General features: G+C 73.6%; 16 protein-coding genes. 8 read left to right on the top strand and 8 right to left on the bottom strand.

Annotation, left to right across the window (positions count from 1 at the left end; translation table 11 throughout):
• Positions 1–233: 233 nt before the first annotated feature.
• Positions 234–1,292: a PucR family transcriptional regulator gene (locus ACGFYH_RS03945; protein WP_393801555.1), complete on the top strand. Its 1,059-nt coding sequence runs from the start codon at positions 234–236 to the stop codon at positions 1,290–1,292.
• Positions 1,293–1,679: 387 nt separating this feature from the next.
• Positions 1,680–3,221, top strand: a complete 1,542-nt coding sequence (locus tag ACGFYH_RS03940) for an alanine/glycine:cation symporter family protein (protein ID WP_393801554.1) — start codon at positions 1,680–1,682, stop codon at positions 3,219–3,221.
• Positions 3,222–3,429: 208 nt separating this feature from the next.
• Here the strand turns inward: ACGFYH_RS03940 and ACGFYH_RS03935 are convergent, their stop codons facing one another.
• Positions 3,430–4,677, bottom strand: coding sequence for a cation:proton antiporter (locus tag ACGFYH_RS03935; RefSeq protein ID WP_393801553.1), 1,248 nt, complete (start codon positions 4,675–4,677; stop codon positions 3,430–3,432).
• Between the two features lie 274 nt (positions 4,678–4,951).
• On the opposite strand from ACGFYH_RS03935, the gene ACGFYH_RS03930 reads away from it, so the two are divergent.
• Both ACGFYH_RS03930 and ACGFYH_RS03925 read left to right on the top strand, forming a co-directional pair.
• Complete coding sequence (locus ACGFYH_RS03930; protein ID WP_393801552.1) at positions 4,952–5,191, top strand: hypothetical protein; 240 nt, start codon at positions 4,952–4,954, stop codon at positions 5,189–5,191.
• A gap of 179 nt (positions 5,192–5,370) precedes the next feature.
• Entirely contained in the window at positions 5,371–6,006 is a 636-nt protein-coding gene (locus ACGFYH_RS03925) for a precorrin-8X methylmutase (protein WP_393801551.1), read from the top strand.
• Here the strand turns inward: ACGFYH_RS03925 and ACGFYH_RS03920 are convergent.
• The 4 genes from ACGFYH_RS03920 to ACGFYH_RS03905 all read right to left on the bottom strand — a co-directional run bounded on the left by ACGFYH_RS03920 (position 5,978) and on the right by ACGFYH_RS03905 (position 14,976).
• Positions 5,978–6,778, bottom strand: a complete 801-nt coding sequence (locus tag ACGFYH_RS03920; RefSeq protein WP_393801936.1) for a cobalt-precorrin-6A reductase — start codon at positions 6,776–6,778, stop codon at positions 5,978–5,980. The genes ACGFYH_RS03925 and ACGFYH_RS03920 overlap by 29 nt on opposite strands.
• 494 nt (positions 6,779–7,272) lie before the next feature.
• On the bottom strand, positions 7,273–12,537 hold the full coding sequence (locus ACGFYH_RS03915) for a DNA repair ATPase (protein WP_393801550.1): 5,265 nt from the start codon (positions 12,535–12,537) through the stop codon (positions 7,273–7,275).
• 120 nt (positions 12,538–12,657) lie between these two features.
• Positions 12,658–14,691, bottom strand: a complete 2,034-nt coding sequence (locus tag ACGFYH_RS03910; protein ID WP_393801549.1) for an SPFH domain-containing protein — start codon at positions 14,689–14,691, stop codon at positions 12,658–12,660.
• A 147-nt stretch (positions 14,692–14,838) separates the two neighbouring features.
• On the bottom strand, positions 14,839–14,976 hold the full coding sequence (locus ACGFYH_RS03905) for a hypothetical protein (RefSeq protein ID WP_393801548.1): 138 nt from the start codon (positions 14,974–14,976) through the stop codon (positions 14,839–14,841).
• A 411-nt stretch (positions 14,977–15,387) separates the two neighbouring features.
• On the opposite strand from ACGFYH_RS03905, the gene ACGFYH_RS03900 reads away from it, so the two are divergent.
• Genes ACGFYH_RS03900 through ACGFYH_RS03890 form a run of 3 tightly spaced genes read left to right on the top strand, consistent with a single transcriptional unit; the run spans position 15,388 to position 18,425 of the window.
• Positions 15,388–16,098 (top strand): hypothetical protein, encoded by a 711-nt coding sequence (locus tag ACGFYH_RS03900; RefSeq protein WP_393801547.1) that lies wholly within the window; start codon positions 15,388–15,390, stop codon positions 16,096–16,098.
• A gap of 6 nt (positions 16,099–16,104) precedes the next feature.
• Positions 16,105–17,688: a hypothetical protein gene (locus ACGFYH_RS03895; protein WP_393801546.1), complete on the top strand. Its 1,584-nt coding sequence runs from the start codon at positions 16,105–16,107 to the stop codon at positions 17,686–17,688.
• Positions 17,685–18,425: a TIR domain-containing protein gene (locus ACGFYH_RS03890; RefSeq protein ID WP_393801545.1), complete on the top strand. Its 741-nt coding sequence runs from the start codon at positions 17,685–17,687 to the stop codon at positions 18,423–18,425. Before ACGFYH_RS03895 ends, ACGFYH_RS03890 begins: the two co-directional genes overlap by 4 nt.
• Before the next feature lie 291 nt (positions 18,426–18,716).
• Here the strand turns inward: ACGFYH_RS03890 and ACGFYH_RS03885 are convergent, their stop codons facing one another.
• On the bottom strand, positions 18,717–19,514 hold the full coding sequence (locus tag ACGFYH_RS03885) for a macro domain-containing protein (protein WP_393801544.1): 798 nt from the start codon (positions 19,512–19,514) through the stop codon (positions 18,717–18,719).
• A gap of 287 nt (positions 19,515–19,801) precedes the next feature.
• Here ACGFYH_RS03885 and ACGFYH_RS03880 point away from each other — a divergent pair, with 287 nt between their 5' ends.
• On the top strand, positions 19,802–21,241 hold the full coding sequence (locus ACGFYH_RS03880; protein ID WP_393801543.1) for a macro domain-containing protein: 1,440 nt from the start codon (positions 19,802–19,804) through the stop codon (positions 21,239–21,241).
• Positions 21,242–21,388: 147 nt separating this feature from the next.
• Here the strand turns inward: ACGFYH_RS03880 and ACGFYH_RS03875 are convergent, their stop codons facing one another.
• Together ACGFYH_RS03875 and ACGFYH_RS03870 are read right to left on the bottom strand one after the other, a co-directional pair.
• On the bottom strand, positions 21,389–22,834 hold the full coding sequence (locus tag ACGFYH_RS03875; RefSeq protein WP_393801542.1) for an ATP-binding protein: 1,446 nt from the start codon (positions 22,832–22,834) through the stop codon (positions 21,389–21,391).
• Positions 22,835–23,569, bottom strand: a complete 735-nt coding sequence (locus ACGFYH_RS03870) for a response regulator transcription factor (RefSeq protein WP_393801541.1) — start codon at positions 23,567–23,569, stop codon at positions 22,835–22,837.
• Positions 23,570–23,735: the final 166 nt, after the last annotated feature.

Below are 23,735 nucleotides of genomic sequence, written 5' to 3'. Positions count from 1 at the left end.
GCACCCCTGGAGACATGGTCCAACGTCCCCGGCAGCCCGGCCCGGCCGCCGGCGCGCTGCGAGATGTCCCTGGCGACGATCATCGCCGTGCAGCAACGCAGGCCGTGCCCGACGGAGCCGGGCCCAGCGCCGGGACCGGGCCGCCCCGCCTCGAAGGCGTTCGCTAGGGTCTGTGGACACGCCGCCGAGGGGAAGCGCGCGTCATGGGCGGACGACTGTCTCAGGGGGCGGGTGTGAGGGACAGGGACATTCCCGGGGAGTACCTGGCCGGCTATGAACGGATCCTCACGGAGGTCGCCTCCACCGGGCGTCGGCTGACCCGGGACGAGATCGACTCCAGACGGGCGCTGGGCGAACGGGCAGCGGAGGCCGGCCACGGACTGCGCGCCCTGGTCGGTGGACATCTGTCCGCCGCGCTCGCCGTCTGGCCCCGGCTCTCCGCACCGACCGACCGGGCCCTGGCAGCCGTCCACCAGGTGATCGACGCGTTCGCGGAGGGCTACGAACGCGCTCAGCGGATCGCCGTACGGCAGGAGGAAGCGGCACGCCGCGAATTCATCGACGACCTGCTGCACGGGCGCAGTGACCTCGGACGGCTCGCCGAACGGGCCGAACGCTTCGGGCTGCGCCTGTCCCACGCCCACGCGGTCGCCGTCGCACAGGGCACCGACTCCTACGAAGAGGGGTCCGGCGCCCCGCGCCAGGTGGAGCAGGCGCTGTTGGCGCGGTTCGGAAACCACCACGTCCTGCTCACCACCAAGGACGGCCGGCTCCTGTGCATCGCGCCGGGCAACGAGAACGAGGTGCTGCCCTACTTCGCCAAGCAGGCGCACGCCGCCACCGGCGGCGGCCGGGTGGCGATCGGCCGCTCGCATCCCGGCCCCGGCGGAGTCGTCCAGTCCTACGAGGAAGCGCTCAACGCCCTGGACCTGGCCGGGCGGCTCGGCCTCGACGACCCGGTGCTGCGCGCCGCCGACCTGCTCGTCTACCCCGTTCTGACCCGCGACCGCCAGGCCATGGCCGACCTGGTCCACGACACGCTCGGTCCGCTGGCCACCGCCCGCGGCGGCGCCGGGCCGCTACTGGAGACCCTGACCGCGTACTTCGAGTCGGGCTGTGTCGCCGCGGCGGCGGCGCGCCGTCTCTCGCTGAGCGTGCGGGCCCTCACCTACCGGCTGGAGCGCATCCACCAGCTCACCGGCGCCGATCCCACGGACCCGTCCCACCGTTACATGCTGCAGACCGCCACCATCGGCGCCCGGCTCCTGGACTGGCCCGCCGAGCGAGGCTGAGCACCGGCGAGGCGCCCCTCCGGTTCGGCCGGCGTCCGCCCGTCCGTCATCCGACCGGGTCCGCATAGGTGCAGACGGCACGCTTCCCGCTGCCGGATAACGGTCCGGTCTCACCTGCTGGGACTTTCACCGGTTACGAACCGTCACGTGAGATGCATCACTAAAGCTGCGGCAAAGACGTGGTACAACGGCGCAACTCCGCAGGTAACTCGGCCGCCCGCCGATCTGTGGAGGGTCGGCCTGTACACCACTACAGCCCGGGTTGGTCACGGTCCGGAACCGCGCCGTGTACCCCGGGTCCGCTCATCGGACAACGACGTTCGCCCATAGACCGCTCACCCAGGCGGACTCCCCGCCCGCCAGACCAGCGTCACCGAGGTAGCCACCGTGTCACTCGACTCCGTCACCCAGTCCGTCGACGAAGCAGTCAGCGGATTCTTCGAGCCCATAGCCAAGTGGCTGGGAGAAGTCGTCTTCTACACCGTCCCCGTCGGCGGAACCGACCTCCCCCTCATCGTCGCCTGGCTCGTCGTCGCCGGACTGGTCTTCTCCAGCTGGTTCGGGTTCATCCAGGTCCGCAAGTTCAAGCTCGCCTTCGACGTCGTGAGAGGGAAGTACGACGAGAAGGGGTCGGCCGGTGAGGTCAACCACTTCCAGGCGCTGACCGCCGCCGTCTCCGGCACCGTCGGCCTCGGCAACATCGCCGGTGTGGCCGTCGCCGTCTCCATCGGTGGCCCGGGCGCCACCTTCTGGATGATCCTGTGCGGCCTGCTCGGCATGGCCACCAAGTTCGTCGAGGTCACCCTCGGCGTGAAGTACCGCGAGGTGCACGCCGACGGCACCGTCTCCGGCGGCCCGATGCACTACCTCCCCAAGGGCCTCGCCGAGCGCTTCGGCAAGAACGGCAAGACCCTCGGCAAGGTCCTCGCGGTCCTCGCCTCCTTCATGATCCTGTTCTTCGGCCTCTTCGGCGGCAACCTCTTCCAGGTCAACCAGTCCTACGCGCAGCTGGTCTCCGTCACCGGCGGCGAGGACGGCGCCGTCGGCTCCTCCGCCGGCGCCCTGTTCTTCGGCCTCCTCCTCGCCGCTCTGGTCGGCATCGTGCTCCTCGGCGGCATCCGCTCCATCGCCAACGTCACCAGCAGGCTCGTGCCCGCCATGGCCGGCATCTACGTCGTCGCGTGCCTGGTCGTGATCCTGGTCAACGTCACCGCGGTCCCGGACGCCGTCGGCACCATCGTCGAGGAAGCGTTCAACCCCGAAGGGGTGGCCGGCGGTGTGCTCGGCGCGCTGATCATCGGCTTCAAGCGGGCCGCCTTCTCCAACGAGGCCGGTCTGGGCTCCGCGCCGATCGCCCACTCCGCGGTCAAGACCAAGCACCCCGCGAGCGAGGGTCTGGTGGCGCTGCTGGAGCCGTTCATCGACACCGTCGTGGTCTGCACCATGACCGCTCTGACCATCGTCATCGCCAACCCGGCGAGCTGGGCCGAGGCCCGCGCCGGCGAGGAGGGCATCGGGGGCGTCACCATCACGTCGGACGCCTTCGAGACGGTACTGCCCTGGTTCCCGTACGTCCTGACCGTCGCGGTGATGCTGTTCGCCGTCTCCACCGTGCTCACCTGGGGCTACTACGGCCTCAAGGCGTGGACCTACCTGTTCGGCCGCAGCCGGGCCAGCGAGGTGACGTACAAGGTCCTCTACACCGTCTTCGCCGTCGCGGGCTCGCTGCTGACGCTGCAGACCCTGATCGACCTGGCCGACGCGGTCCTCTTCTCCCTCGCCGTCATCAACATCATCGGCCTCTACCTCCTCGCCCCCGTCGTCAAGCGCGAACTCAACACCTTCCTGGAGTTCGTCCGCGCCCGGAACACCGGTGCGAGCGCCGGGGACGGCGAAGAAGACCAGGAGTCGGTGAAGACCACCGTCTGACCGCCGCACGCGGACCGGCTCCCCCGGGGGCTCCCCGGCCGTAGGCCGGTGGCGGGCCCGTGCTCACCTCGCGCCTTGGTGAGCACGGGCCCGTTCGCCGTACCCGCCGGGCGGGAGCAGCGCTTCGGCGGCGAGCAGGAGAGGCGCAGCGCTCCCGCGGCCGGCCCGCCGTTCCGCAGGGCCTCGCTCCCCGCGGCGCCCGCCCCGCTCACGGCCGGCGGACACCGCCGTCCTCCCGGCCCGCGACCGGCGTCTGCGCGGCGCTCGCGGGCTCGGGAATGCCCGCCAGGTCCTCCACGTCGAAGACCCTGGCGATGGGCACGTCGGTGCTGCTGTGGGCGATGATCGAGAAGGCGATGCAGACCGCGATGAGCGTGTACGCCTGCTCCCCCTGCGGGATGCCGGCCTGCAGCACGAGAAGCCCGTAGACCACGGACGCGAAGCCCTTGGGGCCGAACCAGGCGGCCACCAGCTTCTCCCGTCGGTCGAACCGCGTGCCGACGAGCGAGATCATCATCGAGGCCGGGCGTACCAGCACGATCGCCAGGAGCACGGCCACGTAGCCGGTCCAGGACAGGTCGGCGAAGAGCCGGGGCGTCAGCAGTGCGCCGAAGACCAGCAGTGCGGCGAACTTGGCCAGTTCCGCGAGCGCCTCGCCCAGCGGTTCGAAGGCCGTCTTCGCCTCGGGCGACACGGCGGTGAGGACGGCGCCCGCGGAGAAGGCGGCCAGGTACGGGTTCGCGTGGGTCAGGTGGCACGCGGCATACAGGATGATCCCGGTGGCCAGCGGCAGCAGTGGCTGCAGCTTGGGCTCCGCCCCCAGCAGCCGGAACCGTACGAGCCCGTTGACCAGGAGCGGCAGCACCACACCGAAGGCGAGCCCCAGCCCGAGCTCCAGGGCGATCTTGCCGAAGGACGTCTCCGCGTGGCCGCTGGTCGGTCCTGCGGCAGCGATGAGGACGAGAACCACCGGCAGGGCGAGCCCGTCGTTGACGCCGCTTTCCACGTTCAGCAACTGCCGCAGCTTGGGAGGTACTTCCTTGCGGCCCACGATCGCCGAGGCGAACACCGGGTCCGTCGGGGCCAGGACGGCGCCCACGAGGAAGGAGGTCGTCCAGTCCAACCCGACCAGGTAGTGGGTGATCAGCGACATACCGACAAAGGCGAGGGGCATGCCAAGGCCGAGGGCACGGGCCGGGTTCTTCCAGCTCTCTCTGAGCTTCGGGAAGGACACGTGCATGCCGTCGGTGAACAGCACCGCGAACAGCGCCAGGTCGGCGGTGACCGCGACGATGTCGCTGTCCGGCGTGATGTGGATCAGCCCGAGGAACCCGTCACTGACGAGCGCGCCGCCCACGAGGAAGAGGAAGGAGGTGGACAGCACGGTCCGGGCCGCGAGCCCGGAGAGAAGAACCGCGATGAGCAGAGCGGCACCGAAGACCGCGATGAGCACCATGAAGACCAACCCCGATCGGCGAAGACAGCTGTTTCCTGTCGCCGACCAGACTTCCCGGCACACCGCGACGGACTTTACACGTCTATTACACGTCCTTGACAGGTGCCTGGCGGGCAGTCCCGGCCGGCCGTTCGCTGCCGCGTTCCGGCACGTCGCCTTCGCGGGGGCGTCCTCGGCGCCCGGCCCGCTCGGCGCAGGTGCGGCGGGCCGGCACGCGGCCCCCCGTACAGTTGCCCGGGTTCCGAGGAGCCCGGGTTCCGAGGAGGGGGACGGCGTGGGTGAGGTACTGAAGCGGCGCCCGGTGCTGGGGGGACTGGCGATCGCGGCCTTCGGCCTGACGGTGCTCGCGGTGTCGAGCCGGTACCTGAGCGAGGTGGTCGCCGCCGACTTCCCGCGGCGGCCCGTCTGGGACCTCGGGGGCGCGGGTCCCTGGGGCCTCGTACGCGCACGCCGTCGCCGGGAGACCAGCTGTGAACCGTCTCGTCCACGGGTGACCGTCGCTTCCAACGGGTGACCGTCGCTTCTACGGGTGCGGCGGGGGGTGGCACCTGGAGGTCCGGCCTCGTCGCCGGCCTCCGCGTGCAGGGCGTCGTCGGGCCCGTCCGCCGTGGTGACGGCGACCCGGGGACGCGGGACGGTCGGTATGCTCGCCGCCGTGGCCGTCCGCCGACCCAGAGCAGCGAGAAGAGCACCGTGACCAGGTACTACGACTACGAGAAGGACGGCGCGGCCATCTACCGCCAGTCCTTCGCCACCATCCGCGCGGAGGCCGACCTCTCCGGACTGCCCGCCGACGTCAGCCGGGTCGCCGTCCGGATGATCCACGCCTGCGGCATGGTCGACCTCGTCCGCGACCTCGCGTACACGCCCGGTGTGGTCGCCCGCGCCCGCGAGGCCCTGCTGGCCGGGGCGCCCGTCCTGTGCGACGTGCGGATGGTGGCCAGCGGCGTGACGCGCGGGCGGCTGCCCGCGAACAACGACGTGGTGTGCACCCTGTCCGACCCCGCCGTTCCCGAGCTGGCGGCCGAGCTGGGCACCACGCGCAGCGCCGCCGCGCTGGAGCTGTGGCGCGACCGGCTGGAGGGGGCCGTGGTCGCCGTCGGCAACGCGCCCACCGCGCTCTTCCGGCTCCTGGAGATGATCGAGGAGGGCGCGCCCCGCCCGGCCGCCGTCATCGGCGTGCCCGTCGGCTTCGTCGGTGCCGCCGAGTCCAAGGACGCCCTGGCCGCCCACCCCTCGGGCCTGGACCACCTGGTCGTACGGGGCCGACGCGGGGGCAGCGCCATGGCCGCCGCCGCGATCAACGCGATCGCCGGCGAGGAGGAGTGAGCGGGACCTGATCCGGGGGCAGGCGCCTGGCGTGTGCCTCCCGGACCCACCCCGCCGCCTGTCCGGGTTCGGCCACGACCGGCACTCCCCCGGGCACCGGCGGCCTGCGCACCACGACCACGGGCAGCCCTGCCTCGCGGGCGGCCGTCAGCTTCGGTGCGGTGGCCGCTCCCCCGCTGTCCTTGGTGACCAGGACGTCGATCCGGTGCCGGCGCAGCAGCTCGCGCTCCCCGCCGACGGTGAAGGGGCCCCGGTCGAGCAGGACCTCCATGCGGGGCGGGCGGGGCTCCCCGGGCGCCTCGACGGTCCGTACGAGGAACCACGGGCCGGACAGGCCGGCGAAGGCGGCCAGTCCCAGGCGGCCGGTGGTCAGGAAGACCCGCCGGCCGAGGGCGGGGAGCACGGCGGCGGCCTCCGTCAGGGAACCGGCCTCGTGCCAGCGGTCTCCCTCGACCGGCCGCCAGCCGGGGCGGCGCAGTGCGAGCAGCGGGACCCGGGCGGTGGCGGCGGCGTCTGCCGCGTTGAAGCCGATCGTGCCGGCGAAGGGATGCGTGGCGTCGACGAGCAGGTCGACCGTGTGCTCGCGGAGCCAGGCGGCGAGCCCTTCGACGCCGCCGAAGCCGCCGACGCGCAGCTCGCCTGGCGGCGTCCTGGGCGCGGAGACCCGGCCCGCCAGGGAGTTCGTCACGCGCAGTCCCGGCAGCCGTTCGGCCGCCAGCAGTTCGGCGAGACGGCGGGCCTCCGTGGTGCCGCCGAGGATCAGCACGTGCACGGGGCGACTGGTTCCCTTCACGTCATGCGGTTCCGGTCCGGCCCGGCGAGTGGGGGCCGGGGCCGCGCCGCCGGGGGTGGTCGCGGCGTCCCACACTCAAGCACACCGGCCGCGGCCGGTCACGGCGGTCACGCGCCGCACCGGCCCCCACTCGCCGGGGCACTCCTCGCCGGCCGCGTCCGTCACCGCGGGCGCGCCGAGCCGGACGAGCCGCACCGCCGTAGACACCGCCGGGACTCGGGGCGTCGAACAGGCCCCGCACCGCCGCAGGCTCGGGCCAGGGCTCGGCTCGGGCTCCGGCTCCGGCTCCGGCTCCGGCTCCGGCTCCGGCTCCGGCTCCGGCTCCGGCTCCGGCTCCGGCTCCGAGAGGGTGACGCGCCGCGGTCGGCGGAGTCGAGCTCTCCCGCGATCGCGGCGGCGACGGAGCGGACCTCCTCGTGCGCGGCCCGCGGCCCGCGGGAACGGGTCCGGGACTCACTCCCCCTGCCCTCTGGTCAGGAACGGTTGGCGAGCGGGTGGCGGGGGTCGGCGGCGCGGGTGATGGCGGACTCGACGGCGGCGACGCGGTCCGCGAGGAGGCCCAGGGCGGCGACGGCACGGGTGAGGGGGTCGCCGTCGGGGCCGCCGAGGGTGCGTGCCCGGACGTGGGCGGTGCGCACCTCGGCCCAGCGGGCGGCCGCTTCGGGGGTGAGTGTGCCGCGCAGTTCGGCGAGCTTGAGGAGGTTGGCCTCGGCCGCGTGGGTCAGGGTCTGCGCCTCGGCGGTGTAGTGGTCGTCCAGGACTGCGGCGCGTTCGGCGTCGTTCATGACGGGGCGGATGCGCTGAGCGATCTTGTTCATGTTGCGGTAGGAGCCCTGGAGCCGGAAGGCGGGCTCCGTACGGGTGTCGTCCGACTGGGCGGCGGAGGCGATGTAGGCGGCGTTGACGGCCAGCACCGTGTCGCGGGCCGCCACGAGGTGGCGCAGGACGGACAGGACGCGCTCCAGCTCGGCCGGCGGGTAGGCGTGTTCCAGGCGGTCGGCGCGGGCGGTGGGGTCCCCGGTGGCGAGGCGGACGAGCAGTTCCAGGTCCGCCCGGTCGCGGCCGGCGAGCGGGGCCAGGACCGGGTTCGCGGTGAGCGCGTTCTCCAGGAAGCTGAGCGCGAAGGCCTCCTCCTTGCCGGTCAGGACGTCGCCCAGGTTCCAGACGTCGGCCCGGTTGGCGAGCATGTCGGGGACCTGGAAGCGGGCGCCCGACTCGGTGTAGGGGTTGCCGGCCATGCAGACGGCGAAGCGCTTGCCGCGCAGGTCGTAGGTGCGGGGCCGGCCGTCCCACACACCGTCGACGCGGCGGGTCGCGTCGCACAGCGGGATGAACTTCTGGAGGAGCTCCGGGGAGGTGTGCTGGATGTCGTCCAGGTGGAGCAGCGTGTTGTTCGCGGACGCCAGCGCGAAGTTGATCTTCTCGATCTCCTGGCGTGCGGTGGCGTTCGGGGCGTCGGCCGGGTCGAGCGAGGTGACGGTGTGGCCGAGCGCGGGGCCGCTGACCTTCACCAGCATCAGGCCGAGGCGTTCGGCGACGTACTCGACCAGGGTCGTCTTTCCGTAGCCGGGCGGGGAGAGGAGCAGCAGCAGGCCGCCGGTGTCGGTGCGTTTGCCGTCGCCGGTGGCACCGAGTTGTCTGGCCAGGCTGTCACCGACGAGCGGGAGGTAGACCTCGTCCACGAGCCGGTTGCGGACGAAGGCGGACATGACGCGCGGGCGGTGGTCGTCCAGGCGCAGCCGGGCGCGTTCGGCGCTCACCAGGTCCGTACGGCGCCGTTGGTAGGCACGGAACGCGGGGACGTCGTGCGCGGCGAATCGGGCGGTGCGGGCGAGGAACTCGTCGAGGCGCAGCCTCAGCCGGCCTCCCGTGATGCGCGGGTGGACGCCCAGCAGGCCCTCCGCCGTGGCCGCGGGGAGGACGTCGCCGTCGTGGCGGGGCAGGTCGGGGCAGAGTTCGGCGGCGACCGCCTCGGCCAGGTCGCCGGGGGTGAGGTCGGCACCGGTGGCGGCGGCGTAGGACGAGATCCACGCCTCGGCGAGCTGGTGGCGCGCGGCCAGGTCGTCGAGGGCGGCCAGGTCCTCGTCGTAGGCCGGGGTGCCCACCGTGCGGCGGAACTTCTCCAGGAGCGTGCGCGTGCCCGCGCCGAGGACGAAGCCGCCGGGGGCGGTGGTCAGTTCGTGGAAGAGGTAGGAGGCGGCCGCGCGGGCGGTCTCCGCGCCGGAACCGGCCGGCTCATCCGGCACGCCGACCGTCCCGGTCACCGGCCCGGCCGCCCCCGCGGCCGCACCGGCGGTACCCGCGGGTGCCCCGGCCGTACCCGCGGGTGCCCCGGCCGTCACGACGGTCGAGCGGGCCTTCCCCGCGGCTGAGCCGGCCGTCCCCCTCGCCGGGGCGGCCGTCGCCGCCGGACCTGCCGTCCCCCTCGCCGGGGCGGCCGTCTCACCGGCCGGTCCCCCCGGCCCGCCCGCCGCGTCCCCGCCCGCCGTTCGCGCGAGGCCGGTGACGGCGTCCGTGCGCCCCGTCCCCGCCTCGCCCGGCCGGGACCACGTGCCGATGGCCCCGGCCAGTTCGTCCTCCAGGTCCGCTATCGCGCCGGAGAGGCCGAAGGTGTCCCGCGCCCGGGCCAGCGACACCGCCCGCCGCGTCCAGGACTGACGTGCTTCGGGCGTGGTGCCGTGGGCCCAGAAGAGCTGGGCGGCGGCGCGGGCGGCCGGCTCGTGGACGAGTGTCCCGGCCTTCTCGTACAGGGGCAGCAGCGCGGTCAGGACGACCGTCGCGTCGTGGTCGTGCACACCCCGCTCGTAGCCCTCGTCGTACGCCTCCTGCGCCGCCTCGCGGACGAGGGCGGGAAGGTCCTCGGCGGTGGCGAGGGCGTTCGCGCCGTGCCGGCGCAGCAGACGGGCGGCGAGGTGTTCGGCGCGGTAGACGCCGGGGGACTCCGAGGGGAGGGTTCGGTCCCAGTGGGAACGGCCGGCCGCGAAGGCCGGGTCGGTGACCGGTGCGCGGTAGTCGGTGCCGGTGAGGGCGAAGGCGAGTCCGTCGCCGTCCGGGACGAGGGTGAGGTCCAGGGGCTGGGTGTTGACGGCGAAGCGGTGGGTGCCCAGGCGCAGGGTGCGGCCGTCGTCGGCGTACAGGTCGGTCCGGTCGCGCAGGGCGCGGGAGGCCTCCTGGCGGGCCGACTTGAGGCGGCCGTCCAGCTCCTCCGCGCGGACGGTGTCGCCGAGGGCGCGCAGTTCCTCGGCGGTGCGGCGGACCTTGGCCGGCATGGGGTCGGAGGCGAAGTAGGTGCTGACCGCGTCGGCGTCGGCCAGGGTGGCGCACCGCCTGGTGACCGTCTCCAGGATCCGGGCGGCGGAGGCGGCGAGTTGTTCGGCCCGGCGGGCGCGGGTGTCGGAGAGCGCCTGTTTGCGGGCGGCCAGCGCCTCGTAGATCTCGGTGCGCTTGCCGGCGAGTTCGCCGAGGAAGCCGTCGAACTCCGCGAAGCGGGATTCCAGGTCCTCCAGACGGGCCAGCAGCCGCGCCAGTTGGTCGTCGCAGCGCTCGGGGGTGTCGGCGGCGGCGAGCGCGGCGGTGACCGCCTGGCCGAGCAGGGCCGTCTCGGCGGCGAACTCGGCGCGGCCCTCGTGGTCGAGGAGAGCGCGGCGGCGGGCGTCGAGGGTGGCGCGGGCGCGGTTGACCCCGCCGAGGACGGCGGCGACGCGTTCCAGGAGGGCGGTGCGGACCGTGGCGTCGCCCATGTCGAGTTCGGCCACCACGTCGGTGACCGTGCGCAGCCCGTCGGCGAGTTCGTCGAGCCGGGCGGCGACGGGCCCCGCACCGGCGACGGTGGTGACGGCCTCCGCGTCCGCGACGAGCCGTTCGACGTCCTCGCGCTGGGCGTCGAAGGCGTCCTCGCGGCCGAGGAAGGTCACGGCCCGCCGGCCGAGCTCGGCCAGGGCGCCCTCGGCCTCCCCGGCGAGGGCGTCGATGCCGGGGGCGTCGGCGTACCGCATTTCCTTGACGTTCAGCAGGTGCCCGTGGGCGTGCCGCAGTTCGGTGAGGCCCCGGACCCAGGCGGCGGCTTCCCGGGGCGCTTCGCCGCGCAGCCGGCGGACCACCGCCGCGATCCGCTCGGCGGCCTCGTCGCGGGCCTCGGCGGCCCGCCGGGTCAGGTCCCGTACCGTCTCGAATTCGGCCAGTACCTGCTCGGCGGTCTCCCGTACCGCCGCCAGGGCACCGGCCAGGTCGCCCAGGTCCGCCTCGCCCAGCCAGTGGTGGCCGTCGGCCGCGCGCACGCAGGAGGCGGCCAGCGCCCGGTAGCCCTCGGCGGTGGTGATGCCCTCGCCGACGGCGCCCGCGACGGACAGACAGGCGGAGATGCCGCGTACGAGGTCGGCGTTGCCCACCCGGGCCAGCGGGCCGCTCCCGGTGGGCGCGGCGGCGGCGTGCGTGTCGGAGACGTAGGGCGAGTGCCACAGCTGCACCGGGTGCACCTGGGCGGGTTCGTCGCCGTCCGCGCGCAGCACCGCGAAGGTGCCGTCCCCGGCCAGGGCCCAGCCCCGGCAGGGCAGCGGACTCGCGACCTCCTTGCGGATGGTGTTGTAGGACAGCAGCAGGCCCCGGCTCTCGCCGCGCGCGTGGAAGGCGTACAGCACGTCCTCACCGTTCGGCGAGCGCACCTCCCGCTCGAACTCCAGCCCGGCCGCGTCGAGTTCGTACGCCTTGTGGGCGCCCGTGGCCAGGCAGTAGCCGCCGGGGAAGACGATGCCCTGGTCGTCGGGCAGGCGGCGGCAGGCCAGGCCGATGCCGTCCAGGCGGACCACCGACTTGGTGAGGGTGTTGAACACCAGGTGGCGGTCGGCGGCCTCCTTGTAGGGCCGTACCCGCAGCAGGATCAGGGCTCCGACCCGGGCGTGCGCGATGTCCGCGTCGGCCAGCGCCTGGAGGGGTTCGTCGACGGGCTCGGTGTGGATGCCCTCGGCCGTCTCGGTGTCGTCGGCCTGCTTGACGGTGAGGGTGCCGCCCACGGCGCTGACGTAGCACTCGCCCCGTACGGACACGTGCGGGTGGCGTCCCTGGACGTGGTCATCTCGGGTGGCGGCGGTCCACTCGAAGTCGTGGGACGGGGGGAAGACGTCGTCGCGTTCGCCCCGCGCGTCGAGGAAGGCCGCCCCTCCGTCCTCGGTGAGCGTCCAGCGCAGCACGCGGATGTCGTCGGCCTTCTCGCCCGTGCGGAAGACGGCCAGCAGCTTGCCGTCGACGGGGCGCAGCCGCAGCAGCCGGGCCTGCCGGTAGTAGCGGTGCAGGTCAGCGAACTCCCGCACGAAGGACGGGTCGTCGAGCAGTCCCGGCACGGCCGACTCGGGCAGCGGGTTCAGCTCGCGGTCGTACAGCGTGAAGACGTCCGCCACGCCGGTCCGGGCACGGTGGCCCGGCCGGCCGGTGGAGCCGAGGAGCAGGGTGCCCCCGACGGCGGCGATGTCGCACGGCACGCCCGGGTGTTCGGTGCGCAGCCGCTCGGTTCCGGCCAGTTCGAGCCGTGCCGACCCGAATTCCTCGACCCGGCGGGTGTTCAGGAGCCCGGCCCGGTGGGCGAGTTCGGCGCTCTGCGCGGCGAGGCGGTCGCGCAGCACCTCGTACGCGCCGGCGTCGGCGGCGTCGTACGTGCCCGTCGTGCCTGCCGTGCCTGCCGTGCTGCTCGCCGTAGCCGTCGTGCCCGCCGCGCTCGCCGTGGCCGTGTCGCCGGTGTCGTTCATGCGTGTCTCAACCGTCTCCGGAGCGGTGGCCATGAGCGGTCGGTCCCTTCCAGGATGCGGGGTGCCGAAGCCGCCGACCCCCGTGCGGCGGCCTCGGCACCCGGTCGGTGGCAGCGGCGGTCAGACCCTGGCCGTGCCGTTCAGGGCGGTGAGGGGGGTGTCGGCGAGGCCCAGTTCACCCGCGCGGTCCAGGAGGCGCTGCACCTGCCCGGCGTCCGTGCCGCCCGACTTCATCAGCTTCATCAGCAGCGCGGACACCGTCAGGTTCTGCACGTCGGCCGTGGAGAACGAGCCCAGCACGCTGGTCAGGTCGTCGGTGAAGCTCGACGAGCCGTCCAGCCAGGACCCGGCGAGGGCCTGGGCCGTCTCGGAGTGCTTGACGAACCCGTCGACGCCCTTGCCGAGCGCGACCGAGGACATCAGGCGGTCGAAGAAGACCGTGTCGCCGCCCACGATGTCGATGTCGGCGTTCTCCAGACCGGTGGCGAGCACCGTCGCCTGGGCCTCGGCGACCTGCCGCTGCACGTCCAGACCGGCCAGCCGGATCTCCTTCTCCGCCTCCAGCCGCAGCCGGTACTCCTCGTGGCCGCGCGAGGCGTCGTCCAGGGCGGCCATCGCCGCGGCCTTCTCGGTGAGTCCGGCGGCCTCCGCCCTGAGCCTGCCGCCGATGGCCTCCGCCTCGGCGACGGCCCTGGCCCGCGCGCCCTCGGCCTCGGCGCGCATCCGGGCCTCGGTCGCCCCGGCCTCGGCCCGGCCGGCCTTCTCGATGACCTCGGCCTCCTTGTCGCGCACCTGGACCGCTGCCAGGCCTTCCGCGGCCGCCTCGGCCTGGAGTCCTTCGGCCGTCCGCAGCCTGGCCCGCGCGTCCAGGTCGGCGCTCTTCAACCGGGCTTCGGCCAGGGTGACTTCCTCGACCGCGCGGTGGGTGGCCGCCGCCTCGGCCGCCTCGGCCGCCTTGATGTCCTTGACCAGCCGCTCCTGCGCCTCCGCCTCGGCAGCGATGATCACGGCCTGCCGCTGCCGCTCGGCCTCCTCCACGGCGCGCAGCTTCTTGATGGACTCCTCCTGCTCGGCGACCGTACGGTCCACGGCGACGCGCTCGCGGATGACCTCGGCGATGTCCCGCTTCTCCGCCTCGACCTCCTTCTCGGCGGCGATCCGCGTCAGCTCGGTCTCCCGCTCGCGGCCGATGACCTCGAGCATGCGGTCCTTCTCGATGCGCTCGTTCTCCACGGCGATGACCCGCTCGCGGTTCTTCGCGGCGACCGCGACCTCACGGGCCTGGTTCTCGCGCTGCACGCCGAGCTGCTCCTCCGTGCGCAGGAAGGCGCCCTGTGACCGCAGCCGCTCCTCCTCCACCACCCGCGCGGTCTCGGCCTCCTCGCGGGCGCGGGTCGTGTCGATCTCGCGCTTCTGCTTGATCTCGGCGTCCGCCTGCCGGCGCTCCAGCTCCAGTACGGCCTCGCGCGCGTCGACGTTCTGCCGGGTGATCTCCTTCTCCTCGGTGCGCCGGGCCTCGTTGGTGCGTACGTGCTCCACGGCCGTCAGCTCGGTGATCTTCCGGATGCCCTGGGCGTCGAGGACGTTCGCCGGGTCCAGCTGGGTCAGCGGCGTCTGCTCCAGGTAGTCGATCGCCGCGTCTTCCAGGTGGTAGCCGCTGAGGTCGACGCCGATGACCTCGATGATCCGGTACCGCAGCTCCTCGCGCTTGGTGTAGAGGTCGGTGAAGTCCAGCTGCTTGCCGACGGTCTTCAGCGCCTCGGAGAACTTCGCGTGGAACAGCTCCTGGAGGGTGTCCCGGTCGCTGGCACGGGCCGTGCCGACCGCCTGGGCCACCTTGACGACGTCCTGGGCGGTCTTGTTGACCTTGACGAAGAAGGAGATGCGGATGTCCGCGCGGATGTTGTCCCGGCAGATCAGGCCCTCCTTGCCGGCCCGCGTGATCTCGATCGTCTTGACCGAGATGTCCATCACCTCGGCCTTGTGCAGCACCGGCAGCACCACCTGACCCGTGAAGGTCACGTCCACCCTGCGCATCTTCGAGACGATCAGCGCCTTGCCCTGCTCCACCTTGCGGAAGAGACGCGAGACACCGAACAGCACGACGGCGACGAGGAGCAAGCAGACGACGGCGATGACACCGATGACTTCCATGGCATACGTCCTAACGGCATGAGGCTGGGCTGAGGCGACGGCCGGTCGAGGCATGGGCCGGTCACGACAGGTGGGTGTGATGGCCCGCTCGGGCGGGCTGCGGTCCGGTCGGGCGTTCGGGCGGACCGGAGCCGCGAAGTGCGGGCTTCAGGCGGCGCGAACGGCGCCGCGGCGGTCGGGTGCCGCGGCGCCGACCGCACCGACGGCGCGGGCGGCGCGGCCGGGTTCGTCGGGGCGGAGCCGGTGGAGGGGGCGGGCGAAGGGACTGTTCGTCGTGATCGTCACCTTCGTCCACCCCCTTCCGCAGTGCTCCCCGTGCACTCATGGTGCGTGACGGGGCCGGCCACGCGCATTGCCGGTTTCCGGAAGCGTTCACCGGGGCTTGGATGCCGGTGAACCGTCAGCACGCCGGTGGGCTGGGCCCGTTGGTCCGGCGGCTAGGTAGTGGGCGTGGGCGACGGCGTGGCCCTTGCCGCGGCCGATCATCCATTCGCTGACCGGCGCGGTGAGGGCGAAGGCGACGGGAGCGCCCTCGCCCTCACTACCGGAAGCCGATCGGAAGCGCATCGGAACCCCGGAAATCTGGTTCCGGAAGCGCCGTCACTGGTCGGATCGGTCGATGCACAAGGCACATCGGCCCACCCGGGGCGCGTGCCGTATCCGCTCGGCCGGATACCGGCGGCAATGAGGTGACAGATGAGTAATACACGCGTTCCGCCCGGCGCCCGGGGTTCCTACCCCGCACCGGGACTCGCACTCACGCCCGGTCCCGTACGCAACCAGGCCCTGACCGTGATCGCGATCCCGTTCGTCCTCATAGTCGTGCTGGCCGTCGTGCTCGCCACGGCCGGCCCGGACGACGGGGCGCCCTCCACCGACGGGCTCTACGGCAGCGGAGCACTTCCGGACTGGGGGTCCGGCACGACCGACGACGGCACCTCCGACGACGGCACCTCCGACGACGGCACCAATCCCGACGGCTCCGGCGGCCTGCCCGGCCAGGACACGTACCCCTGGGGTGACGGGACGAGCGACGGGGCCACCGACGACACGTACGACGAGCCCACCGACGACACCGCGACCGACACGGCCACCGACACCGCGACCGAAACCGCCGCCGACGGGCCGGAGGCGACCGTGACGGCGTACTTCGACGCCATCAACGACCGCGACTTCGGGACCGCGTGGGAACTGGGCGGCAAGAACCTCGACCCGGACTACGACCACTTCGTCGCCGGCTTCGAGACGACCCAGCGGGACGACGTCACCGTGACCGGTACGTCGGGCGACGACGTGTCGATCACCGTCGTGGCCTGGGAGACCGACGGCACGCAGACGACGTACGAGGGCACCTACACGGTCAGCGGCGGCGTCATCACCTCGGCCGACATGCGGGAAGGGAACTGAGCCGCCATGACCACCCACGCCGCCCCGCCGCCCCCGGACGCGACCAGCAACGCCACCCGCCTGCTGTGCGCGGGCACCTACCTCGACCCCGTCTACCGCAAGGCGGTCATCCGGGAGCTGCTGACCCACCGCTACCGGGTGGTGGCCCCCTCCTACGGCTACGACGCCGCGCCCGTCCTGGCACACGCCCTCGCCGCCCACAACCTGCGCCGCAACCAGCTGATCGCCCTCGGGACGGGCGCCGTCGTCGTCGTGCTGCTGCTCGCCGCGGACCTGCTCAACGGCTGGACTGCCGCCCTGTTCGTCTTCTGGATCGCCTGGGCCACGATGTTCCTGCGCCGGCTCGCCATCCTCCAGACCCTCGCCGAGCACCTCGCGCCCCCGGCGGACGACCGGCGGGGGTTCGACGGCGCCCACCCGGTGACCTCGCGCCTCACCCCGGAACTGGTCGGCAAGATCGACCGGGAGCAGGCCTCGGACACGGTGTACTACGGCGGCTACAAGCCGTTCGTCGGCGCCGGCCACTCGGTCAAGCGGTGGGCCAACGCGGAACTGCTGCTCGGCGCCCCGAAGGCCCGGGGCAGCGCGCCCGGCCAGGGCCTGTTCAACGGGCACGTCCCCGCCCAGCACGGCCCGGCGGACGACCCGGACGGCGCTGCGGACCCCGGGCGGACGGAACGCAAGCCGATCATCCCCTTCACGGTCGAGGACATCACCGCCCGGGTCTGCGAGGAGATGCTCGCCGAACTGCGCGACAAGCCCGCCCCGAGCGACCGCGTCGAGCTGCTCTCCGTCGACCGGCGCCGGTTCACCAAGGCGGTACGGACGGCCGAGGGCGGCGACCCCGTCGCCGTGCTCCTCGACACGCCCGACCCCGACCACACGGACGAGCACTGGCGCGAGGACTACGACGCCCGCCGCGAGTACCTGTGCATCCGGATCGGGGCCTGGCAGCAGGAGCTGGTCACCTCGGTGTTCATCGGGTTCGACATCAAGGGCAGCACCCTGCACACCGAGTTCTACACCTACGTACTCGGTCCCCTGCCGGAGAGCTTCCACCTCGCCGACCGGCTGCCCGCCACGATCGACGGCAGGCTCATGTGGCGCATCGCCTGGGACGTGACCCGCAGCGCACCCGGCGAACTCCTGCGGCTGATCGCCAACCCGCTGCGCGAACGGCTGCCCAGCCGCTTCGGCGCCGGCACCGTCCGCAAGCTGGTCGGCGAGCCGGCCGACACCAGCGAGTTCAAGCTCGGCCGCTACGCCCTGACCGCCGTGGACTGCGGCGCCCTCACCAGCGTCCGCGAGCTGGCGCCCAACCACGACTTCCACCACTTCTTCCAGGAAACGGACGCGATCAAGTACATCCAGATCATCGAGCGCCATCTGCTGCAGATCGTCGGCGACTTCCTGCGCGACCACGACGTCGACACCCGTGAGCACGAGGCGACCCAGACCAACATCCTCCAGCAGAACTTCGGCGCCAACAGCACCAACAACTTCGGGGGCAACCAGAGCGTCGGCAACACCGGCACCACCCAGACCTTCGGCAACAACTCCGGGATCACCAGGGAGGCACGGCAGGCATGAGCGGCCAGCAGTTCGACGGCAACGGCTTCGGCCAGGGCAGCACCAACAACTCCGGGGGCAACCAGAGCGCCGGCAACACCGACACCACCCAGACCTTCGGCGACAACTCCCCCATTCACGCCCCGCCGTCCGCCCCGCCCGCGCAGCCGTACGCCGGCGGGTGGCGGCGGGAGGCGGCCGCGATGCCCGGGGACGCCGACCGGGCGCGGAGCGTCTTCGTCGTCCACGGCCGCGACGACCAGGTGCGGCGCGAGATGTACGAGCTGCTGCGCCGCCTCGATCTGCGCCCCAAGGAATGGGAGGACCTGGTCAGAGCGACCGGCCAGGCCTCCCCCTTCCTCGGTGACGTGGTCGCCGGCGCCCCCGCGCAGGCCCAGGCGGCGCTCGTCCTGCTCACCCCGGACGACATCGTCACCCTCCATCCGGACCTGCGCGGTCACCACGAGCCCGACTACGAGACCCGGCCGGTGTGCCAGCCGCGCCCGAACGTCCTGATCGAGCTGGGCATGGTGCTCATGGCCTACCCGGAGCGCACGCTGATCGTCGAGGTCGGCGGTGTGCGGCCGATCGCCGACATCGCGGGCCGCAACGTCATCCGCTTCGACGGCTCCGAGACGGCGCTCGGCAAGGTCGTGGAACGGCTGAAGCTGGCGGGCTGCACGGTCAACGACACCGGCTCCGACTGGCGCCAGACCTACCCCTTCCGGCACCTGTCCGCATACCACCGCCGGCCCTAGTCCGGCGGATCCGGCGCCGATCGGGGGACCGGCGCAACCGGCCCCCGGGACACGTTCCGTCACCGCGGAACGCGTCCCGGGGGCCGGCGCCGTCCCCGGGCCCGTCCCCGTCCCCGTCCCCGTCCCCGGGGGTCCTCCTACGCCGTGCGGCCACCCCCGGGCCCCTCCCACGCCGTGCGGCCACCCCGGGACCCCTCCCACGCCGTGCTCCACCCCCGGCCCCTCCCACGCCGTGCTCCACCCCCGGCCCCTCCCACGCCGTGCTCCCGCTCCCCGGGCCCCGGCCCCTCCCTACGCCGTGCTCCCCGAACCGGCCGCCGCCAGTACCCCGAGGAACGCCGCCACCTCCGCAAGGTCGACCCGCTCCAGCTCGGCGGGGCGCAGTACGACCCGCAGTTCGCGGCAGATCACCCGTTCCCGGGAGTGGGTGATGAAGGAGAGCAGGATCAGACGCAGCAGGCTCTCCTCGTCCAGCCCGTGCAGCCGGGACAGTCCCGAGCCGATCAGCGGCACGGCCACGCGGTCCAGCTGTCCGTGCCGGTAGACGGCGTCCCACACCCGGCCGAGGCTGAGCCACAGTTCCTCCGTGCTCGACCGCGCCACGCAGTCGTTGCCGATCCGGCTGTAGGCGACCCCGAAGACCAGCCGCGGCCGGCTGCCGAGCACCGCCACCGTGCCGACCGGGTAGCGGTCGAGCTTGCCGTACGGCTTGGCCTCCCGCGTCTCCCGGGCCACCGGCACGGCGGCGCGCAGGGCGGCGCCCAGCTCGTCGTCCAGCCGCCGCGCGTCACCGTCGTACCGGCGTTCCAGCAGTTGCCCCTGCACACTGGTGCCGCTGATCACCACGCCGTCGCGGACGTCCGTGTCGAAGGTGTCCGAGAACCCGACGACGAGATGGGCGGACTCGTCGAAGAGGTCGCCGGGTCCGACCGTCACGGACATCCGCGGCCGCCCGAACTCCTGGCGCACGACCACGGTGGGCCTGCTGCGCGCCACGGCCCAGGCCAGGCACAGCAGCACGGACGCCGCCGTCACCGGAGCCGGGCCGGGGATGACCCCCGGCCACAGCTGCCCCACGAACTGGAGCACCGCCGACACCCCGCCGAAGGCCGCCATCAGACTGCCGGCGAACAGCCGCCGGGTCCGCGCTCCGCCGAAGAGGCCGGAGCGGCCGACGAACGCGCCGCGACGGCTCCCGGGACCGCGGCCACCTCCGGGACTCAGCCGCCCGCCCCGCCGCGACGGACGGACGACCGGACCGGCCCCGCGCGAACCGACCGAAACCACAACTCCCCCAAACGGACAATTGATACGCTGCCGAAACCTCCCCCGCGACCACCGGGCGGGAGAGGGCGAAGCGAGTGGAGACCACTTGTATGGCGCGCATCCGTGTGAGCGTCCTCGGCCCGGCCAGGCTCGAAGTCGACGGCGTACCCGCCCGGTTGACACCGTTGACGACACGGCTGCTGGTCCGCCTGGTGGCCGCGGACGGTGAGCCCGTCCCGGTCCGCCGGCTGCACCGGGACGTGTGGGCGGTCGACGGCGAGCAGCCGCACGCGGCCCAGCGCCACCGCAACGAGGTGCAGAAGCGCGTCCTCGAACTGCGCCGCGCCCTCGACTCCGCCCGCGGTGGCGACGGCGCCCGGGTGCTGCGCACCGAGCAGTTGCTGGCCGCCCCGGTGCCCGAGACGGCGTACCGGCTGGTGCTCGGGACCGATGAGCTGGACTGCGCGGAGTTCACCGACCTGGTCAACTCCGCGCTGCTCGCGGCCCCGGCGTCCGCCGCCGACCGGCTGGCCGCCGCGCTCGCCCTCGTCCGCGGCCGGCCCCTGGCCGAGGCGGGCGACGAGGACTTCGCACGTCCGCTGGTCCGCCGGCTCACCGCGCTGCACGAGACCGCCCGCCGCCAGCTGATCCGCAGCCGGATGGACCTGGGCCGCCACGATCTGGCGCTGCCGGTCGCGGAGCGGATGGCGCGGGAACGGCCGGACGACCAGGACGTGGCCGAACTGCTCGGTTCCCTGCGGGCCCGGCTGCGGGAGCGGCACGGGCGGGAGCTGCTGCGGCACTCGTTCCCCGGCGCCGGCGACCTCGTGGTGGTGCGCGGCGACCTGTTCGACCAGGAGGACGCCAATCTGGTGGTCGGGTTCACCGACACCTTCGACACCGCGACCGAGCAGGACCTGGTGATCAGCCGGGAGAGCGTCCAGGGACAGCTGGTGGAGCGGCTGTTCGGCGGCGACCGCAGGCTCCTGGACGACCGGCTCCAGGCCGGGCTGAAGGGCTTCACCCCGCTGCGCACCGAGCGGCCCCAGGACAAGCCGCGCGGACGGCGCGTCCGCTATCCCCTCGGCACCACCGTCCCGCTGCCGGTGGGCGGCCGCCGGGTCTTCGCCGTGGCCTACTCCCGGCTCGGCAACGACCTCGTCGCCCGCTCCGGACCGGCCGATCTGCGGGCGAGCCTGGACACCCTCTGGCCGGCCGTCGCCCGGTACGGCATGTACAAGCCGGTCGCGATCCCCCTGATCGGCTCCGGTCTCGCCCGGATCGTGGAACGCGACCGCACCCAGCTGCTGCTCATGATCGTGGAGAGCTTCGCCGCCCACTGCCGCCGTGAGCCGACGACCGCACCGGAACTGCGCGTCGTGATCCGCCCGGCCGACCTGGAGCGGACCGACCTGTCCGTGCTCGGCACCTACCTGCGCACCGCGCGGCACCCGGACACCGGCGCGGACGTCGGCGCCGGCACCGGGGGCCGGGACACCGGGGCCGGCGCCGGCGCCGGCGACAGCGGTGGGGCGTACGGCCGCCGGTGACGTCGACATGCCCCCACGGCATCAGCGGCACCGCTTCCGGCACCAGCCGCGTACCGCTTCCGAACCGCTTCCGGTACCGGCGCCGGCCCGCCCCGGGCCCGGTTCCGCCACCGGGTCGCGCGGCGGCGCGGAGGCGGCGACGCCCCCTCACGTACGGCCGTCGTCCCCGTACCCCGTGTCGTCCCCGGCCCGCCCCGTGCCCACCGTGAAGCCGATCACCGATCCGCCGCCGTCCCTCCGGTAGGCGAACGGCGCGCCCCCGTGGGCCAGCGCCACCTCCCGCACGATGGACAGGCCGAGGCCCGAGCCGGGCTGGGAGCGGGCGCCTGCGGCGCGGTAGAAGCGGTCGAACACCCGGGTCAGGTCGGCCTCGGAGATGCCGGGGCCCCGGTCGAGGACCTCGACGCGGACGGGACCCGGCAGGGCGGGACCGGCGACGGCGACCTCGATGGGACCGGTGCCGCCGGGGTCGAACTTCGCGGCGTTCTCGACCAGGTTGGAGACCGCCCGGGTCAGCATGGCGGGGCGGCCCTCGGTCACCGTCTCGCCGCACGCCCGTACGGCGATCTCCCGCCCGGTGCGACGGCGGGCCAGGGCCGCCACGTCCCTGGCGACCCGGGCCAGGTCGACCGGTTGCGGGGGCTCGCCGGACCACTGGCCCGCCGCCAGCTCGACCAGTTCGTTGACCAGGTCGGTCAGCTCGCGGGCCTCCTGCCCCAGGTCGGCGACGAGCTCCTCGCGGGCGCCGGGCGGGAGCTCGTCGATCCGGCGCAGCAGCGAGATGTTGGTCCGCAGCGAGGTCAGCGGCGTCCGCAGTTCGTGGCCCGCGTCCTGGACCAGGCGCCTCTGGTCCTCCTCCGACTGGGCGAGGCGGCCCAGCATCAGGTCGAAGGCGCGGCCGAGCCTGCCCACCTCGTCGGGCCCGGTGACCGGCACCTGGACGCCGAGTCTGCGGGTGCGGGCGACGTTCTCGGCGGCGGAGGTGAGAACCACGAGGCGCCGGGTGATCCGCCGGGCCAGCCACCAGCCGAACAGGCCCGCGGCGACCACCACCGCCGCCATCAGGACCAGCGTCCGCCGCTGCAGGGCCCGCAGCAGGTCCTCGGTGTCGCTGAACTCCTGCGCCACCTGCACCGCGCCCCGGCCGTCGCCGAGGGAGACGGTCGCGACGCGGAAGACGTCGTCGCCGACGCCGACGTCCTCGTGCTGCACCACCCGCCCGGCCGTGGCCGCACCCGCGGTCCGCCGGTCGGCGCCGGTCACGGGCAGCCGTGGGTCGGCCGGGTCAAGGACGGCGCCGTCCGGTCCGAGGACCTGTACGTCGGTACGGGCCGGGCGGACGATGTCGTGGCCGGGCGCGGAGGAGGAGAAGTCGTCGGGTGACAGCCGCTGCCGGCCCACCTCGGCCCGCAGGTCCCGCACGGCCTGCTCGAAGACGGACTCCTGGTCCACCCGGACCAGCCGGGCCGCCGCGTTGTAGGACAGCCCGCCGACGAGGACCGTGACGACGGCGGTGATCGTCGCGAAGGACACCGCGAACGTCGTGCGCAGCGACAGCAGCCGGGGCCGGTGCCCGGGCTGGGCGGCGCCCACTCAGTCCGCCCGCAGCACGTAACCCACACCGCGCACGGTCTGGATCAGCTGCGGGGCGCCCGGCTGGTCGAGCTTGCGGCGGAGATAGCCCACGTACACGGCGAGGTTCTTGGAGCCGGGGCCGAAGTCGTAGCCCCAGATGCGGTCGTAGATCGTGGAGTGGTCGAGCACGATGCCCGCGTTGCGGACCAGTAGTTCGAGCAGCTCGAACTCGGTGCGGGTCAGTTCCAGCTCCCGCCCGCCCCGCCAGACGCGGCGGGCCCGGGGGTCCATGCGCAGCCCGGCCGCCTCCAGGTGACGCCCGCCCGGCTCCTCCGGCTCGGCGGCCTGCCCGGGGACGTCGGACCCGGCGTCGGCGGGGTCCGCCCGGCCGGTGCGGCGCAGCAGGGCGCGCAGCCGGGCGAAGACCTCCTCGACGTCGAAGGGCTTCACGACGTAGTCGTCGGCGCCCGCGTCCAGACCGGCGATACGGTCGGCGGTCTCCACCAGCGCCGTCAGCATCAGGATCGGTGTGGAGTCGCCCTCGGCGCGCAGCACCCGGCACACCTGGAGGCCGTCGATGCCCGGCATCATCACGTCGAGCACGAGGACGTCCGGCCGGCCGCGGTGGGCCTGCGCCAGCGCCTCGATGCCGTCGGCGACCGCGGTGACCCGGTAGCCCTCCAGGGTGAGGGCGCGTTCCAGGGCGTGGCGGATGGCGCGGTCGTCTTCGGCGAGCAGAACAGTCCGGGGCACGCGTCCAGTCTGCCAAGGCGGAGAGCACCGCGACCGGGCGGCAGGGCTTCTTACCCAGATCTCACCCGGCGGGCGGCCCCGTCCGCCCCGGCACGCCGACAGGAACCCGGTCGTGGCGTGGAACCCGGCCACGACGGCCACCCCCCACAGCACCGCCGCGCAGGAC

The sequence above is a fragment of the Streptomyces sp. NPDC048392 genome (assembly GCF_043200575.1).
In the GTDB taxonomy this organism is placed as follows: Bacteria; Actinomycetota; Actinomycetes; order Streptomycetales; family Streptomycetaceae; genus Streptomyces.
The sequence above is the reverse complement of the archived record's forward strand: the minus strand, read 5'-3'. Positions and strand labels throughout refer to the sequence as shown.

Bases quoted from the DNA above. Each gene is read 5' to 3' on its own strand.
- ACGFYH_RS03935 (WP_393801553.1), bottom strand. From the start codon at position 4,677: ATGGTGCTCATCGCGGTCTTCGGTGCCGCTCTGCTCATCGCGGTTCTT.
- ACGFYH_RS03915 (WP_393801550.1), bottom strand. From the start codon at position 12,537: ATGAACGACACCGGCGACACGGCCACGGCGAGCGCGGCGGGCACGACG.
- ACGFYH_RS03910 (WP_393801549.1), bottom strand. From the start codon at position 14,691: ATGGAAGTCATCGGTGTCATCGCCGTCGTCTGCTTGCTCCTCGTCGCC.
- ACGFYH_RS03890 (WP_393801545.1), top strand. From the start codon at position 17,685: ATGAGCGGCCAGCAGTTCGACGGCAACGGCTTCGGCCAGGGCAGCACC.
- ACGFYH_RS03900 (WP_393801547.1), top strand. From the start codon at position 15,388: ATGAGTAATACACGCGTTCCGCCCGGCGCCCGGGGTTCCTACCCCGCA.
- ACGFYH_RS03895 (WP_393801546.1), top strand. From the start codon at position 16,105: ATGACCACCCACGCCGCCCCGCCGCCCCCGGACGCGACCAGCAACGCC.
- ACGFYH_RS03880 (WP_393801543.1), top strand. From the start codon at position 19,802: ATGGCGCGCATCCGTGTGAGCGTCCTCGGCCCGGCCAGGCTCGAAGTC.